Source organism: Arthrobacter sp. SLBN-112, assembly GCF_030944625.1.
GTDB lineage: Bacteria > Actinomycetota > Actinomycetes > Actinomycetales > Micrococcaceae > Arthrobacter.
In genome coordinates this window covers 434,534-448,303 of record NZ_JAUSXY010000001.1, presented here as the reverse complement: position 1 = coordinate 448,303, position 13,770 = coordinate 434,534, and the positions used below count along the sequence as shown (strand labels likewise).

General features: G+C 66.5%; 13 protein-coding genes. 9 read left to right on the top strand and 4 right to left on the bottom strand.

Annotated elements, in window-relative coordinates:
- Positions 1–66: 66 nt before the first annotated feature.
- The 4 genes from QF050_RS02110 to QF050_RS02095 all read left to right on the top strand — a co-directional run bounded on the left by QF050_RS02110 (position 67) and on the right by QF050_RS02095 (position 3,642).
- A complete protein-coding gene (locus tag QF050_RS02110; RefSeq protein ID WP_308928940.1) occupies positions 67–840 on the top strand; it encodes an SDR family NAD(P)-dependent oxidoreductase in 774 nt (257 codons plus the stop codon).
- A gap of 32 nt (positions 841–872) precedes the next feature.
- Positions 873–2,645, top strand: a complete 1,773-nt coding sequence (locus QF050_RS02105) for a dihydroxyacetone kinase family protein (protein WP_308928939.1) — start codon at positions 873–875, stop codon at positions 2,643–2,645.
- Positions 2,642–3,133: an RpiB/LacA/LacB family sugar-phosphate isomerase gene (locus QF050_RS02100; protein ID WP_308928938.1), complete on the top strand. Its 492-nt coding sequence runs from the start codon at positions 2,642–2,644 to the stop codon at positions 3,131–3,133. The genes QF050_RS02105 and QF050_RS02100 overlap by 4 nt, the downstream gene beginning before the upstream one ends.
- A 68-nt stretch (positions 3,134–3,201) precedes the next feature.
- Positions 3,202–3,642 carry an SRPBCC family protein gene (locus QF050_RS02095; RefSeq protein ID WP_308928937.1) on the top strand — a complete coding sequence of 147 codons (441 nt, stop codon included), beginning with the start codon at positions 3,202–3,204 and terminating at the stop codon, positions 3,640–3,642.
- Here QF050_RS02095 and QF050_RS02090 read toward each other — a convergent pair.
- Together QF050_RS02090 and QF050_RS02085 are read right to left on the bottom strand one after the other, a co-directional pair.
- The gene (locus QF050_RS02090) at positions 3,620–5,176 is read right to left on the bottom strand and encodes a carboxylesterase family protein (RefSeq protein WP_308928936.1); all 1,557 of its coding nucleotides are present in this window, start codon (positions 5,174–5,176) and stop codon (positions 3,620–3,622) included. The genes QF050_RS02095 and QF050_RS02090 overlap by 23 nt on opposite strands.
- 54 nt (positions 5,177–5,230) lie before the next feature.
- Positions 5,231–5,527, bottom strand: coding sequence for a hypothetical protein (locus tag QF050_RS02085; RefSeq protein ID WP_308928935.1), 297 nt, complete (start codon positions 5,525–5,527; stop codon positions 5,231–5,233).
- A 104-nt stretch (positions 5,528–5,631) separates the two neighbouring features.
- Here QF050_RS02085 and QF050_RS02080 point away from each other — a divergent pair, with 104 nt between their 5' ends.
- The 4 genes from QF050_RS02080 (at position 5,632) to QF050_RS02065 (ending at position 9,603) form a co-directional block, all read left to right on the top strand.
- A complete protein-coding gene (locus QF050_RS02080) occupies positions 5,632–6,354 on the top strand; it encodes an AAA family ATPase (RefSeq protein WP_308928934.1) in 723 nt (240 codons plus the stop codon).
- 93 nt (positions 6,355–6,447) lie between these two features.
- Positions 6,448–6,732, top strand: a complete 285-nt coding sequence (locus QF050_RS02075) for a hypothetical protein (protein ID WP_308928933.1) — start codon at positions 6,448–6,450, stop codon at positions 6,730–6,732.
- Between the two features lie 34 nt (positions 6,733–6,766).
- Entirely contained in the window at positions 6,767–7,204 is a 438-nt protein-coding gene (locus QF050_RS02070) for a universal stress protein (protein ID WP_308928932.1), read from the top strand.
- Positions 7,205–7,434: 230 nt separating this feature from the next.
- Entirely contained in the window at positions 7,435–9,603 is a 2,169-nt protein-coding gene (locus QF050_RS02065; protein WP_308928931.1) for a glycogen debranching N-terminal domain-containing protein, read from the top strand.
- Between the two features lie 6 nt (positions 9,604–9,609).
- On the opposite strand, the gene QF050_RS02060 is transcribed toward QF050_RS02065, so the two are convergent.
- Together QF050_RS02060 and QF050_RS02055 are read right to left on the bottom strand one after the other, a co-directional pair.
- On the bottom strand, positions 9,610–10,566 hold the full coding sequence (locus QF050_RS02060) for an isoprenylcysteine carboxylmethyltransferase family protein (protein ID WP_308928930.1): 957 nt from the start codon (positions 10,564–10,566) through the stop codon (positions 9,610–9,612).
- 117 nt (positions 10,567–10,683) lie between these two features.
- Positions 10,684–11,943, bottom strand: coding sequence for a family 1 glycosylhydrolase (locus QF050_RS02055; protein WP_308928929.1), 1,260 nt, complete (start codon positions 11,941–11,943; stop codon positions 10,684–10,686).
- A 218-nt stretch (positions 11,944–12,161) separates the two neighbouring features.
- On the opposite strand from QF050_RS02055, the gene QF050_RS02050 reads away from it, so the two are divergent.
- The gene (locus QF050_RS02050; RefSeq protein ID WP_308928928.1) at positions 12,162–13,718 is read left to right on the top strand and encodes an ABC transporter substrate-binding protein; all 1,557 of its coding nucleotides are present in this window, start codon (positions 12,162–12,164) and stop codon (positions 13,716–13,718) included.
- The last annotated feature ends 52 nt before the right edge of the window (positions 13,719–13,770 follow it).

The following is a 13,770-nucleotide window of genomic DNA, read 5'->3' as shown; positions in this document are numbered from 1 at the left end:
AGCTTGCGAAGGTTGGGAGCCGGTAGGGAGCAATCGATCCACACAAACAAACCAAGGAGCACCACCATGACCACCATCCAGCGCACCGCCGTCCTCACCGGAGCCACCTCGGACCGGGGCATCGGCATCACCACCGCCCGCCGCTACGCCCGTGAAGGCTGGGGCATCGTCATCCTGGACCTCGACGGCGAGAAGTCCGCCAAGGTCGCAGCCGAAATCGGCAACGAATTCAATGTCCCCGCCTTCGGCCACGAAATCGACGTCGCCAACGAAGCCTCCGTGACCGCTGCGCAGGCCGCCGTCGCCGCCGAGGTGGCCGCCGGCAACCTCCCGCCCGTTGGCGCCCTGGCGAACATTGCCGGCATCACCTCGCCCATCCCGTTCCTGGAAACCACCCTCGAGCTGTGGCACAAGGTCATGGACGTCAATGCCACCGGCACCTACCTGGTGACCAAAGCCTTCCTCCCGGACATGATCGACAACGGCTGGGGCCGGATCGTGAACATGTCCTCCGTGTCCGCCCAGCGCGGCGGCGGCGTCTTCGGCAAGGTGCCCTACTCGGCTGCCAAGGCCGCCATCCTCGGCTTTACCAAGGCCCTCGCCCGTGAACTCGGCACCACCGGCGTCACCGTCAACGCCATCACCCCCGGCGCCGTGGACACCAACATCCGCGTGGGCAGCACCGAGGAACAGGAAGCCGCCATCAACGCAGGCATCCCGCTGGGCCGCAACGCCACCACGGAAGAAGTGGCCTCCGTCATCAGCTTCCTGTCCTCAGAGGACTCCGCCTACCTCACCGGTACCACCATCGACATCAACGGCGGCAGCCACATCCACTAGCAGCCGTCCCGGCGCCAGCCAGAAAGCCCACCATGACAAAGATCTTCAACGACCCCTCGGACTTCGCCGAGGAAGCCCTCGCCGGGTTCTGCGACGTCCACTCGGACCTGGTCCGGCAGGTTCCCGGCGGCGCTGTCCGCCGCTTCCGGCCGGCAACGCCCAAGGTGGCCGTCCTGGCCGGCGGCGGCTCAGGTCACTACCCGGCGTTCGCCGGACTGATCGGCACCGGCTTCGCCGACGGCGCCGTGGTGGGCAACATCTTCACTTCCCCCTCCGCCCAGCAGGCCTACTCGGTGGCCAAGGCCGCCGAGTCCGGAGCCGGCGTCGTCTTCACGTACGGCAACTACGCGGGCGACGTGATGAACTTCGGCATGGCCAGTGAACGTCTGGCTGCCGAGGGCATCGCCGTCGAGAACGTCCTGGTCACTGACGACATCGCCAGCGCCCCGCCGTCGGAATCTGCCAAACGCCGCGGCATCGCCGGCGACTTCACGGTCTTCAAGGTGATGGGCGCCGCAGCCGAGAACGGCGCGGACCTGGCCGAGGTGGTCCGCCTGGGCCGCAAGGCCAACCACCTGACCCGGACCATCGGCAGCGCGTTCGCCGGGTGCACCTTTCCGGGCGCCGAATCACCGCTGTTCACCCTTCCCGAAGGGCAGATGGGCCTGGGCCTTGGCATCCACGGCGAGCCCGGCCTGCACGACACCGACTTGCCCTCCGCCAAGGAGCTGGGGCACGAACTGGTGTCCCGGGTGCTCGCGGAAACGCCGGCCAACGCCGGCAGCAGGATCGCCGTCATCCTCAACGGCCTCGGCTCCACCAAGCATGAGGAGCTGTTCGTCCTCTGGGGGACCGTGGCGCCGCTTCTGCGCGCGGCCGGCTACACACTGGTGATGCCCGAGGTCGGCGAGCTGGTCACCAGCCTGGACATGGCCGGCGTGTCGCTCACCGTCACGTGGCTGGATGAGGAACTTGAGCCGCTGTGGGCTGCCCCTGCGGAGACGCCCGCCTACCGCCGTGGCAACGCGGCGCGGGAGGCCGGGGCCCGGGGCGTTGAGGAAACGTCCGACGGCGGCGCGGCCGCTGCGGCGTTCGTCGCCACGGACGCCTCCCGCGAGTACGCCCGCGCCTGCGTTGCGGCCATCGCCGCCGCCCGTTCGTCGCTGCACGACGCCGAGGAGCGGCTGGGGCGCATGGATGCCATCGCCGGGGACGGCGACCATGGCCGTGGGATGGTCCGCGGCGTGGATGCGGCCGCCGCGGCCGCGTCTGCTGCACTGGGCCACGGTGCGGGGGCCGGCGATGTGCTGGCGGCAGCCGGAGATGCCTGGGCGGACAAGGCGGGTGGAACCTCCGGCGTCCTGTGGGGAGCTGGATTGCGGGCATTTGGCGAGACGCTGGGTAATTCCTCGGCGCCCGCACCCAGTGCCCTGGCCGCAGGCGTCACCGCATTCGCTGACCGGATCATCCAGCTGGGTAAAGCGGAAACAGGGGACAAGACCATGGTGGACGCCCTGTTGCCCTTTGTTGCCGGGTTCAGCCGCGCGGTGGCTTATGGCGTGGAACCGGGCCGGGCATGGCAGGACGCGGCACGTGAGGCGGCGGCCGCGGCGGAAGCCACCGCGGACCTCCTTCCCCTCAAGGGCCGGGCCCGCCCTCTTGCGGAAAAGAGCCTGGGCACGGCGGATCCCGGCGCGACCTCTCTGGCCATGGTCTTCGCCGTCATGGGACCGCACTTCACCGGCGGAGCCGGATCCGGGGGAACCCTCGAAACCACCACTGCAGCGGCGGCCGCTGAGTCATGACAACGGAAGGAAACGCCATGGGGCTGCGGCTCATCGTCGGCGCGGATGAAGCGGGCGTCGACTACAAGGACAAGGTGCTGGCGGATCTGCGGCAGGATCCGCGGGTCAGCGAGGTCATCGACATCGGCGTCAACCGGAACGACGCGCCGGACGACTTCACCAGGCCCTACCCTTACGTGGGCATCACTGCCGGCGAGATGATCCGGGACGGCACCGCGGACCGGGCCATCCTGTTCTGCGGTACCGGAATCGGCGTGGCGATCGCCGCGAACAAGGTGGAAGGCATCCGCGCCACCGCCGCGCACGACTCCTTCTCCGTGGAGCGTTCCATCCTGTCGAACGACTGCCAGGTACTCACCATGGGCCAGCGCGTGGTGGGGATCGAACTCGCCAGGCGGCTCGCAAAGGAATGGATCGGCTACACATTCGATCCGTCGTCGGCCTCGGCTGACAAGGTGAAGGTCCTCACCGACTTCGAGTCCTGCTAGCAGGACTGGGCGGGGCTGCACCGCAGAATGGCTGCCGCCCGGCGCCGGGCTACTCCTACACTGGGGTGATGATCACAGTCACCGGAAGTGTGGAAACCAACCTGTCCGCGGAAAAGGCCTTCGCCTTCCTGAGCGAGTTCGAGAACACCAGCAAATGGGACCCCAACACCCCTGTCGTGGACAAGATCACGCCTGGACCGGTGGCCGTGGGGCACAAGTACCACGCCGAATCCGAGTTCCGCGGCAAACGCCAGGCCCTGACCTACGAGGTCATCGAACTGTCGGAAAACCACATCAAGCTCCGGGGCGAGAACAAGGCCGTCACCTCGTTTGATTCCATCGACGTCAGCCCCAGCGGGACCGGCTCGGTGGTCAAGTACACGGCCGAGTTCAGCATCCACGGACCGGCCAAGATCATCCAGCCGCTGCTGAAACCCGCTTTCAATTCACTGCGGGACCCCGCCTTGAACGGGATCCGGGACACGCTTAACTCGCTGGCAGCGGGCTGACGGCCTCAAAAAACGCGCGGATCCGGCCGCGGGGGTCGGCTTCAAACCGGGAGTCGTCGTCGAGCACCATGGTGGTGCGCTCCTGCCCGTAATCGGGCCACGCGACGCCCGCCGTGGCCGGTGTACCCGTGCGCGTAAAGGCCGCCCACGCCCCGCTCATCGCATCGCTGAGCTGCTGTGGTGCGTTGCCCCGGGTAAGGAATGCCGCCTCCGGTGTGTCCAGGTGCCGGAAGACGAACGGGATGTCCAGCGCGTGGCAGGCGCCGAGCTTGCCGCCCATGGCCGGGCTGCGCCACGCGAACAGGTAGGCGAAGTTCTTCCCCGCGGCTCCGGCGTGCGCAGCCGCGCGCCGGGCCGCCAGGAGCCGGTTGCTGGGCTGCCGGTACACGGAATCGGTAATGGCCGCCTCCAGGAGTTCCTTGCCCGCCGGTTCCCTGCCCAACAGCCGGCCGAGTGCCTCCGCGTAGCCGGCGGCGTGGCGGGCAGGAACCCCGGCGCCGGCCAGGACATCGGCGGCACGCTCCGGGTAGTCCGGGTCGGCGGGAGAGGGTGGGCGCATCTCCACCGCAAAAGAGCCTTCGTTGAGGTTGGTTCCGACCAGGAGGTCAACGCCGCTGTTCACCCCGTTCCGGATGCTGTCCAGCGGCGGCTCCGGCAGTGACGGGGTCCCCACCGAGGGCTGGAAAGGCAGCGGGACCGCCCATGACTCCGCGGCGACGCGCTTCTCAAGGTCTTTTTGTGCGGCCAGCAGCTGTCCCACCGGGAGCGTAAGGAGTTCCGCGGCGGACGAGGGGGCCAGTCCGCACAGCTCCAGGAACGCGGAGCTGATCTTCGAGGATTCCTCCGGTTGGCGGTACCGCTCGGCCGTTCCGCTTTGCATAATCGCCCGGCGGAAGAGCCCTTCCGACGCCGGCATGCCCAGCAGGGTGCCGATCGCCGCGGCACCTGCCGACTCGCCAAAGATGGTCACGTTCTCCGGGTCGCCGCCGAAGGCGCCGATGTTGCGGCGGACCCAGCGAAGGGCCTCCAGTTGGTCCAGCAGGGCCAGGTTGGACGAATCCCGATACCGGTCACCCAGCAGGTCTGCCAGGTGCAGGAAGCCCAGCGCGCCCAGCCGGTAATTGATGGACACCACCACCGCGCCCGCTGCGGCGGCGAGCCTGGCGCCGTCGTACATGGCGTCGCTGTTGGCGCCCAGCAGGTAGGCGCCGCCGTGGATCCATACCATCACCGGTTTTGCCGGTGCGTCCGTCTCCGGCGTCCAGACGTTCAGGTTGAGGCAGGCGTCTTCGCTCCAGGTCCGGGGCACGGAGCCCGGAGGCGCCGGGGACTCAGGGTTCTGCGGTGCCGCGGGCCCGGCGGCGGTGCAGTCCAGGACCCCACCCCACGGCGCTACGGGCACGGGCGGGCGGAATCGGTTGGCGCCCGACGGCGGCCCGGCGTACGGGATGCCAAGGAACCGGTGGACGGTGGTCCCGTCAGTTCCAAGGGAGCTGCCGCGGACGGAGCCGCAGGGGGTGGAGAGGATGGTCATGGTTGACAGATTACGTCGTGGCCCCGGCCCGGGGCGGCCTCCAGCCCCCGCTGCTTAGCCCTGCAGGCCTCCCGACTGGGAGTCCTTCCGGGTGTGGAGGAGGAGCAGGGCGGAACTGCTCAGTGGTGCCCGGAGCGGCAGGCCCTCGGCAGTGCAGAGCTCATTGACGGCCAACGCCAGGGCGTCCCGCTCTTTCGCCGACAGCGTGGCCTCGCCGGCGCAGTAGTCACGGATGAGCTGCTCGGAGGCGTCCCCGCCAAGCCCTACGAACTCAAGCCACAGCTGCCCGATATCCAGCCCGTTTTCTTTGATGACAGCCCCGGTCAGGGCTTGCTGGTCCACGGCATCCATCGTCCCGTCCTAACCTTTAGTGCACTTCTTCCCTTGGACTTCGGAGCGGAAGCCGGGGTGGATGGGTGAAGCGGAGAAAAACCTCTTCCTGCGAGAATGGGACCATGCCCCTGCGCACCTACCCGATCCGGCGGCTGGCAGAGGACCCGTCGAATGTCCTGGACCGCGCACGCTGGCCGGCCGCCCTGCCGCCGGTGGCCCACATCCTCGACCAGGGGCTCGACCTGGGCCCGGCCACCATCCTGCTGGGCGAGAACGGCTCGGGAAAATCCACGCTGGTGGAAGGCATCGCGCTCGCCTACGGGCTCTCCCCGGAGGGCGGGTCAACGGGGGCCCGGCACAGCACCCGGCGTACCGAATCCGTCCTCGGCGACCATTTGCAGCTGGTCCGGAACGCCGGCGCCACCCGGCGGGGCTACTTTCTCCGGGCCGAGACCATGCACGGGCTTTATACATACCTCGAAGAGAACCCCAGCACGTCTAGTCCGGACATCCCGTTCCATGACATGTCCCACGGCGAGTCCTTCCTGCAGTTGGCCGCCGACCGTTTCCGCGGAGCCGGACTCTGGGTTCTGGACGAACCGGAGTCCGCCCTGTCCTTCTCGGGTTGCCTGAGTCTTCTGTCCGTCCTGAAGGACTTGTTGGCCGGCGGCCAGTCCCAGGTGATCATGTCCACCCATTCGCCGTTGCTCGCCGCCTTGCCCGGCGCCACCATCCTGGAAGCGGGACCCTGGGGGTTGCGGGCCAGGTCCTGGGCGGACCTGGAGCTCGTGACGAATTGGCAAAAGTTCATGGACTCGCCCGAACGCTACCTCCGCCACCTCTAGCTGCCGGAGGACCTTCGCCCCTAGGCAGCAAATGCCTGGAAGCGGTCAACTTGAGTGTCCGGAGCAGGCAGCAAATAAACAGGAGGCAGGACCATGGGCGCGTGCGATGTCTGCGGCAGCAGCGAGGGCCGCATGTTCACCGTCAGTATGGGAAACCAGACCGGCACGTTCGACAGCTTTGAGTGTGCAATCCATATGATGGCTCCCGCCTGTGAGCACTGCGGCTGCCGGATCCTGGGCCATCCGGTGGAGAGTGAAGCAGGCGTCTACTGCTGCCTGCACTGTGCCAAGGAGGCGGGAAATCCGCATCAGGCCGCCAAAGCCGAGCACTCGACGGTTGCCGTTCAGGCCCAAGGCGCCACAACCGGCCAGGGCTGACCAAACTGGAATTCTGGAACGGAAACGGGGAACCATGGCCGGTAACGGAAAGTACAAGATCGTGGTGGGGGTGGACGGATCGGAGCAGTCCCGGGCCGCCATGGACTGGGCCGTGCAGGAGTCCAGGCTGCGGAAGGGTGAGGTCCAGGCCGTGACCGCCTGGAGCTTCCCTTACGTCAGTGATGCCCTCGGCACTGCCTGGGATTACGAGATCTTCGAGAAAGACGCCCAGGCGATCCTGGAGGCTGAACTGGAGCGCGTCAAGGACCAGGACGTGGCCCTCACCGGCCGCATAGTGGAGGGCAACCCGGCATCGGCGCTCATTGAGGCTTCCAAGGACGCCGACCTCATAGCGGTGGGCTCGCGCGGGCATGGCGGATTCACCGGAATGATGCTCGGCTCCGTTTCGCACCAGACCATCCACCACGCGCACTGCCCGGTGCTGGTCATCCGCGAACCGGGCGTCGACTAGGACGCCCGGCGGCTTGCGGGGATTCTGGCGCAGGTTCCGGCCGACGACTTGGGCGGACTGGGACCGAGCCGCCGGGTTGTTCCACCAGGCGTCGAAGGAACTGCGCCCGGAGCCTTTCGTCCAGGGGGCCTTAGGCGTAGCGTCTATCCAGCAGGTAGGCGGCACTCCGCCCGAGGCGGGATCCGGGTGTCGGGTTGCCGCCTCGGTCTTGGGCCGTTGAAGGAGCGGGCATGGCTGGATGGAATGCTGATACTGCTGCCGGACCTGTTGGTGCCGGAACCGTCACCCTGGTGGAGGGATCGTGCTTCTGTATTTCCCTGGCCAATGGAGACATCCATCCCGAACATCCCCACGGCGCTTTCCACGAGGACACGCGGATCCTTTCGCGCTGGAACCTGACGGTGAATGACCAGCCCCTTGAGCCGCTGACGGCGGAGACTAAGGAGCCCTACCGTGCACTGTTCATCGGCCGTGTTCCGCGCTCGGACGGGTACGCCGACAGCCCTCTCATCGTGGAGCGGCTGCGGGAAGTGACGGCCGGAATCTTCGAGGAGATCACCCTCAGGAATTACTCCGCTGACGCCGTCGAGTGCGACATTTCCATCAGCGTTGAAGCGGATTTCGCGGATCTCTTCGAAGTAAAAGAGGCGCGGGTCCAGCGCCACTGGGTGGAATCCCGGCATCCTTTGGATGATTCCCTGACCATCAGGGCTGTGTGGCACGACGTCCTGAAGGCCGTCAGCGTGACCGGGAGGGGCGCCATCGCCACACCGCATGCCCTCAAGTACCAGGTGGTTGTTGCGCCACGCGGCGAATGGAGCACGCTGGTGAGCGTGGTGCCTGTTTCCGACGGCGGTACTGCACCGCTGGCCCCGCCCTTCGAGCAGGCTGCGCACGGCATGTCCCCGAATGACCGCCGACGGCAGGAATGGGTTGCGAAGATTCCCAAACTCCATATGGGAAACCGTTCCATCGAACGGACTCTCCGCCGCAGCTATGACGATCTCGGGGCGCTCCGCATCGAAGATCCCGCACATCCGGATAGGATCGTGGTCGCCGCCGGTGCACCATGGTTCATGACGCTGTTTGGGCGTGATTCGCTCTGGGCTTCGGAAATGGCCCTTCCCGTGGACCCCAGCCTCGCCCTTGGAACGTTGCAGACGTTGGCTGACCGCCAGGGCAAGGTGGTGGATCCGATGAGCGAGGAGGAACCCGGGAAGATCCTGCACGAGGTCAGGCTGGGTGTCTCCAGCGGACTGGCTCTGGGCGGCAAGTCGGTGTACTACGGCAGCGTTGACGCTACGCCCCAGTTCGTCATGACGCTTGGATCGGTCAGCCGCTGGGGCTTTGCCAAGGACACCATCGCCGCTCTCCTGCCGTACGCGGACCGGGCGCTGGACTGGGTTCGCGAATATGGCGACAAAGACGGCGACGGATTCGTCGAGTACTCCCGGCTCAATGACCAGGGCCTGATCAACCAAGGCTGGAAGGACTCGTGGGACGGCATCAATTTCGTCGACGGCGCGCTGGCCGAGCCTCCCATCGCGCTGTGCGAAGTGCAGGCTTTGGTCTATTCGGCGTTGCTGTCACGAGCGTGGATGGCATACGACGCCGGGGACGCACCCCTGGCCGCGCAGCTTACTGATGAGGCGGCGCGGCTCAAGAAAAAGTTCAACGACGAGTTCTGGCTGCCTGACCGTGGCTACTACGCTGTGGCGCTGGACGGCAAGAAGCGTCCGGTGGACGCCTGCGCCTCTAACATGGGGCAATGCCTCTGGCACGGCATTGTCGATGACGATAAAGCACCGCTCGTTGCCGAGCGGCTCATGTCGCCGGAGATGTTCAGCGGCTGGGGTGTCCGCACGCTGGCCACCGACATGGGGGCCTATAACCCCGCCAGCTACCACAATGGGTCCGTGTGGCCGCACGACAACGCCATCATCGCTGCGGGCCTGTTGCGATACGGCTTCGTGGAAGAGGCGCAGCGGATTGCCACCGCCCTCCTGGAAGCAGCCGATTACTGCAACGGCCGGCTCCCGGAGCTATTTTGCGGCTTCAGCCGTGAACAGGTCAGCGAGCCTGTCCCGTATCCGACGGCGTGCTCGCCGCAGGCGTGGGCGGCGGCCACACCGATTATGTTGATCACCAGCCTCATGAGGTATGACGCCCATGTGTCGCGCGGAGGCTTCTGGATGGACCCGGTACTGCCTGAAGCCTACGGAGACCTCCACATCACCAACGCGCCCATTGCCGGGGGCCGGATGAGCATCGACATCACTGGTTCCGAGCCGTCGGTGCAGGGTCTGCCGGAGGGCATAAGGTTCCATCGCGAACACCGGCCATGGCTGACAGAACTGTTGGCGCAAGCCGGCCTGGGAAGTGAGCCTGGGCGGCCGTGACCAGCCTTACCGCGAACCTGCCGCCGACTGGGTTCGGCGGGTTCCGGGGACCCTGGGGATCCAGCAGCGGACCGCCCGGCTGTACTGCCGGAACTCGTCGCCGAACCGCTCCGTGAGGTCCGCTTCCTCAAGGGGCCGCACGGCGTAGTTCCACGCCAGTGAGCCGAGGACTGCGTATCCCACGACCAACCACGATTGCAGGATCAGGCCCACCGCGGCTCCCTGGATAATGCCCGCCACAGCCATCGGGTTGCGGATCCAGAGGTAGGGGCCGGCTATAACCAACCGGTTGGCCATCGCAGACGGCAACGGTGTTCCGCCCCCGAGGGTGGACATCACGGCGGCAGACCAGATTCCCAACGCGCTGGCAAGGATGAGGATTACGACGCCGGCAGGGGCAGCAAATGCGGGAAAGGCCACTGCCAGCCTCCAGCGCTGTTCGAGAACGGCCAGGCAGGCCGGTACCACCCCCAGGAAGAAACCCCAGAACACCATAATCTGCCCGAGCGTGGCAGCCACATGGAATCCCGCGTGCGTGCGTTTCCGGGCCGGACGGAAGGCAAACGGGCCCCGGACAATCCACGCAGTGGGGATGCGGCCGAGCAGGACGAGGCAGAGTGCGGCGAGCGAACCTGCCGTGGCCGCGCCCATGGCCAGCACGCCGATGCCCGCCTGGGTTGTCACCGTGGCATAGACGGCCATGGCGACGGCGACAAAGGTGGTCCACAAGGCGCCGGCAATGGCCGCAGACCGCACCCCGCAGGCTGCGGCCGCGGAGGCAAGAACAAACAGCGGGACATCGAACACGGCAACAAGGACCGGGTCCAGGCCGCCAAGTGTTGCCCGGCGCACCGCAGGAGACAGGAAGACCGCTACCCACCACAAACACCCGGCGACAGCCTGAACGGCAAAATACGCCCTGCCCCACTGGCTCGACCGCGGCACAGATCCCCCCGAATCCATTGACGCCGCGAAAGTCTGCGGCGCGTCCCAGCCTAGCGAATAGGGCCGCAGTTCCGGCTGCGGCGGAGATCGAAATGGCCCGGACTTCCCTGGGAAGTCCGGACAATTTCTTTCGCCTTAGACGGGCTGCGGCGCAGCAGCCTTGGCGTGGTCCCTGGCCAGGTTGCCGAGCCAGTGCGCGCTTTCCTTCGGTGTGCGTTCCTGGGTGGAGCGGTCGACGGCGATCAGGCCGAACTTGGGCCCATAGCCGAAGACCCACTCGAAGTTGTCGAACGCGGTCCAGGCGATGTACCCGCGGACGTCGATGCCGTCCTCGATGCAGGCGGCAACGCTGTCGACGGCCGCCTTCAGGTACGCCACGCGCTGGGTGTCGTCTTCGGTGGCCAGGCCGTTCTCGGTGACTATCACCGGGATGCCGGCGATCCTGTGGGCCTCGCGGATGGTGGCTTCCAATGCCTGGGGGTAGATTTCCTCGCCCATCTGGTTGGTGGGCACACCCTCCGGTGCCGGAGCGTGGCCGTCCGGCCCGTACACGGTGCGGCCGTAGGTCTGGATGCCCACGAAATCGTCACCGCGGGACGCCTCCAGGAAACGTTCGTTCACGTCCCGCCGGACTTGCTCCGCAAGCTCTTGGCCGCCGGGAATAGCCTGGATATCGGAGTTTGCCAGCGTCCAGCCCACCTGAAGATCGGGGCGACGGGCCTTGATGGCAGCAATGGCGGCCCGGTGCGCGGCCAGCTTGACGGTGAAACCGGCTTCAGTGGAACAGAACTGGAACGGCGCGATGGTGGTGGCATCCACACCCAAACGCTCAGCGGCGGCCGCCCAGATGGGCACCGAACCGCGGTTCTCCGGTGCTTCCCCGCCGATGCCGAATGATTCCAGCAGCCAGGGGAGGTTGGGTTCGTTCAGCGTGCAGGCGACGCCGATCAGGTCGCCAAGGTGCGCCATTGCCCGGTCGCAATACCGAGCAAAGAGTTCGGGCGTCCGGTCGCCCTCCCAGCCGCCGACCCGAAGGAGCCAGAGCGGTGACGTGAAATGGTGGAACGTGACCACCGGGGTGAGGCCATGCTCGTGGCAGGCCTCCAGCACCCGCCTGTAGTGGTCCAGTGCAGCCACCGAGAAGTGGCCCTCCTCCGGCTCGATCCGGGCCCATTCCAGGGAAAACCGGTAGCTGGTGAAGCCGAGGCCGGCAATCAGTGCGATGTCCTCGCGGTAGCGGTGGTAATGGTCCACGGCATCCCCGGACGGCTCCGCGAAAATCGTCCCGGGCAGGTGCTCCAGGAACCAGGTATCGCTGTTGACGTCGTTGCCTTCCACTTGGTGGCCTGCGGTGGCCACGCCCCAAAGGAAGTCGCTGGGGAACGGGTTGGTCATGGGGTTCCTTTCGTGATGGACGCGCGCAGGCGTCCCAGGCTTCGCTGCCCTGCATCCATCCTGTCGCCCGGCGTGACCGCCACCACAATACTTTTTCAATCAATGACATTGTCATGTTTGGTGCCTGTGGCCCCGGCTGATTCTTGAAGGGAGCCGGCGAGCAGCCAGCCCCCACAACCGTTCCTCCGCCATCACATCAGAATGCAAAGGCGCACTACATGAAACTTCCGAACTCCACCGCCCGTGCGAGCTCCGCCGTTCTGGCCGGTGCCCTGCTGATGGGTTCCCTGGCCGCCTGCGGCGGCGGGTCCAGCCAAGCTGCGGCGAAGGCTGACACCAGCAGCCTGACCCTGGCCATCGACAGCGACTCGGCCTCCTTCGGTTTCGACCCGCTGCGTGTCTCCGCAGCCCAGCGCCAGTTCTTCGAAGGCCTCTACGACAGCCTGATGACCCTTCAGCCGGACGGTTCCACGGGCCCGGGCCTGGCCAAGGACTTCAGCTACAACGCGGACAAGACGGTCCTGACGCTGACCCTCAAGGACGACGTGACGTTCACCGACGGCTCCAAGCTTGACGCCGCACTGGTCAAGGCCAACCTGGACCGCCGGTCCGATCCCGCACTGAGCGCCTACTCCGCCGTCGCCAAGGGCGGAGCCCAGGAGATCACCTCCGTGGACGTGGTCAGCCCCACCCAGGTGGCCCTGACCTTCGCCAAGCCGCAGCCTGGATTCGAGAAGAACCTGGCTTCCACCACCGGCATGATCGTGGGCAAGAACGGTGTCACGGACACGTCCAGCCTCGCGGCAACCCCTGACGGTTCCGGGCCCTACACCCTTGACTCCTCCACCGTGAAGGGGAACAAATACGTCCTGGTGAAGAACGACAAGAGCGCTGACGCTGCCAAGTACGCCTACAAGAAAGTGGTCTTCAGTGTGGTCCTGGACCCCCAGGCCCGCGCCAACGCCCTGGTCTCCGGCCAGGCCGACGTGGCCATGTTGACCTCGAACACCGTTGACTTCGCGAAGTCCAAAGGCGTCGGCGTTTCCCAGATCGGCGGCACCGTCAACACCATGATCTCCTTCGACAAGATCGGCAAGACAGCCCCGGCGTTCGCAAAGGAGAAGGTCCGCCAGGCCATCCAGTACGCCATCAACCGCCAGGCCCTGGTGGACGCACTGCACAAGGGTGACATCCCGGCCTGGAACGCCCTCCCCAAGGATTCGGCCGGCTTCACCAAGGACCTCGAAACCAAGTTCGCGTACAACCCGGACAAGGCCAAGAGCCTGTTGGCCGAGGCCGGTTACGCGAACGGCTTTGAGTTCACTATCATCGCCGGTGCACAGACCCAGACGGACCTGCAGGCAGTCCAGAAGGACCTGGCCGCCGTCGGCATCACCATGAACGTGAAGATGGCAGCTTCTACGGATGAAGCCTTCGCCGCCGTAGCTACCACGCCCCTTGGCTATGCGCCCCTTAACTGGGACAACCCCGTCGGCGTGATGTATGGCGTCGTCCTGAACGGCTTCACCAACGTCCAGAAGGCCACCGATGACCAGCTCAGCGCTGCCACCGGCGAGCTGGCCGCAGCCAAGGACGATGCCGCCGTGAAGGCAGCCGCCACCAAGCTGAACACCCGGCTGGTGGAATCCGGCTGGATGATCCCGCTGTACGAGGCCCTGACCAACCAGGGCTACAACACCAAGAAGGTGGCCCAGGTGAAGTTCGCCGGCACCAACGCCTACCCGCTCCTCTCGTCCTACACGCCGGCCAGCTAATACCCGCACCCTCCCGGGCGGCCCTTGCCCACCAGGACAAGGGCCGCCCGGG

Coding starts and splice junctions, on each gene's coding strand:
- QF050_RS02110 (WP_308928940.1), top strand. CDS start 67: ATGACCACCATCCAGCGCACCGCCGTCCTCACCGGAGCCACCTCGGAC.
- QF050_RS02105 (WP_308928939.1), top strand. CDS start 873: ATGACAAAGATCTTCAACGACCCCTCGGACTTCGCCGAGGAAGCCCTC.
- QF050_RS02100 (WP_308928938.1), top strand. CDS start 2,642: ATGACAACGGAAGGAAACGCCATGGGGCTGCGGCTCATCGTCGGCGCG.
- QF050_RS02095 (WP_308928937.1), top strand. CDS start 3,202: ATGATCACAGTCACCGGAAGTGTGGAAACCAACCTGTCCGCGGAAAAG.
- QF050_RS02090 (WP_308928936.1), bottom strand. CDS start 5,176: ATGACCATCCTCTCCACCCCCTGCGGCTCCGTCCGCGGCAGCTCCCTT.
- QF050_RS02085 (WP_308928935.1), bottom strand. CDS start 5,527: ATGGATGCCGTGGACCAGCAAGCCCTGACCGGGGCTGTCATCAAAGAA.
- QF050_RS02080 (WP_308928934.1), top strand. CDS start 5,632: ATGCCCCTGCGCACCTACCCGATCCGGCGGCTGGCAGAGGACCCGTCG.
- QF050_RS02075 (WP_308928933.1), top strand. CDS start 6,448: ATGGGCGCGTGCGATGTCTGCGGCAGCAGCGAGGGCCGCATGTTCACC.
- QF050_RS02070 (WP_308928932.1), top strand. CDS start 6,767: ATGGCCGGTAACGGAAAGTACAAGATCGTGGTGGGGGTGGACGGATCG.
- QF050_RS02065 (WP_308928931.1), top strand. CDS start 7,435: ATGGCTGGATGGAATGCTGATACTGCTGCCGGACCTGTTGGTGCCGGA.
- QF050_RS02060 (WP_308928930.1), bottom strand. CDS start 10,566: ATGGATTCGGGGGGATCTGTGCCGCGGTCGAGCCAGTGGGGCAGGGCG.
- QF050_RS02055 (WP_308928929.1), bottom strand. CDS start 11,943: ATGACCAACCCGTTCCCCAGCGACTTCCTTTGGGGCGTGGCCACCGCA.
- QF050_RS02050 (WP_308928928.1), top strand. CDS start 12,162: ATGAAACTTCCGAACTCCACCGCCCGTGCGAGCTCCGCCGTTCTGGCC.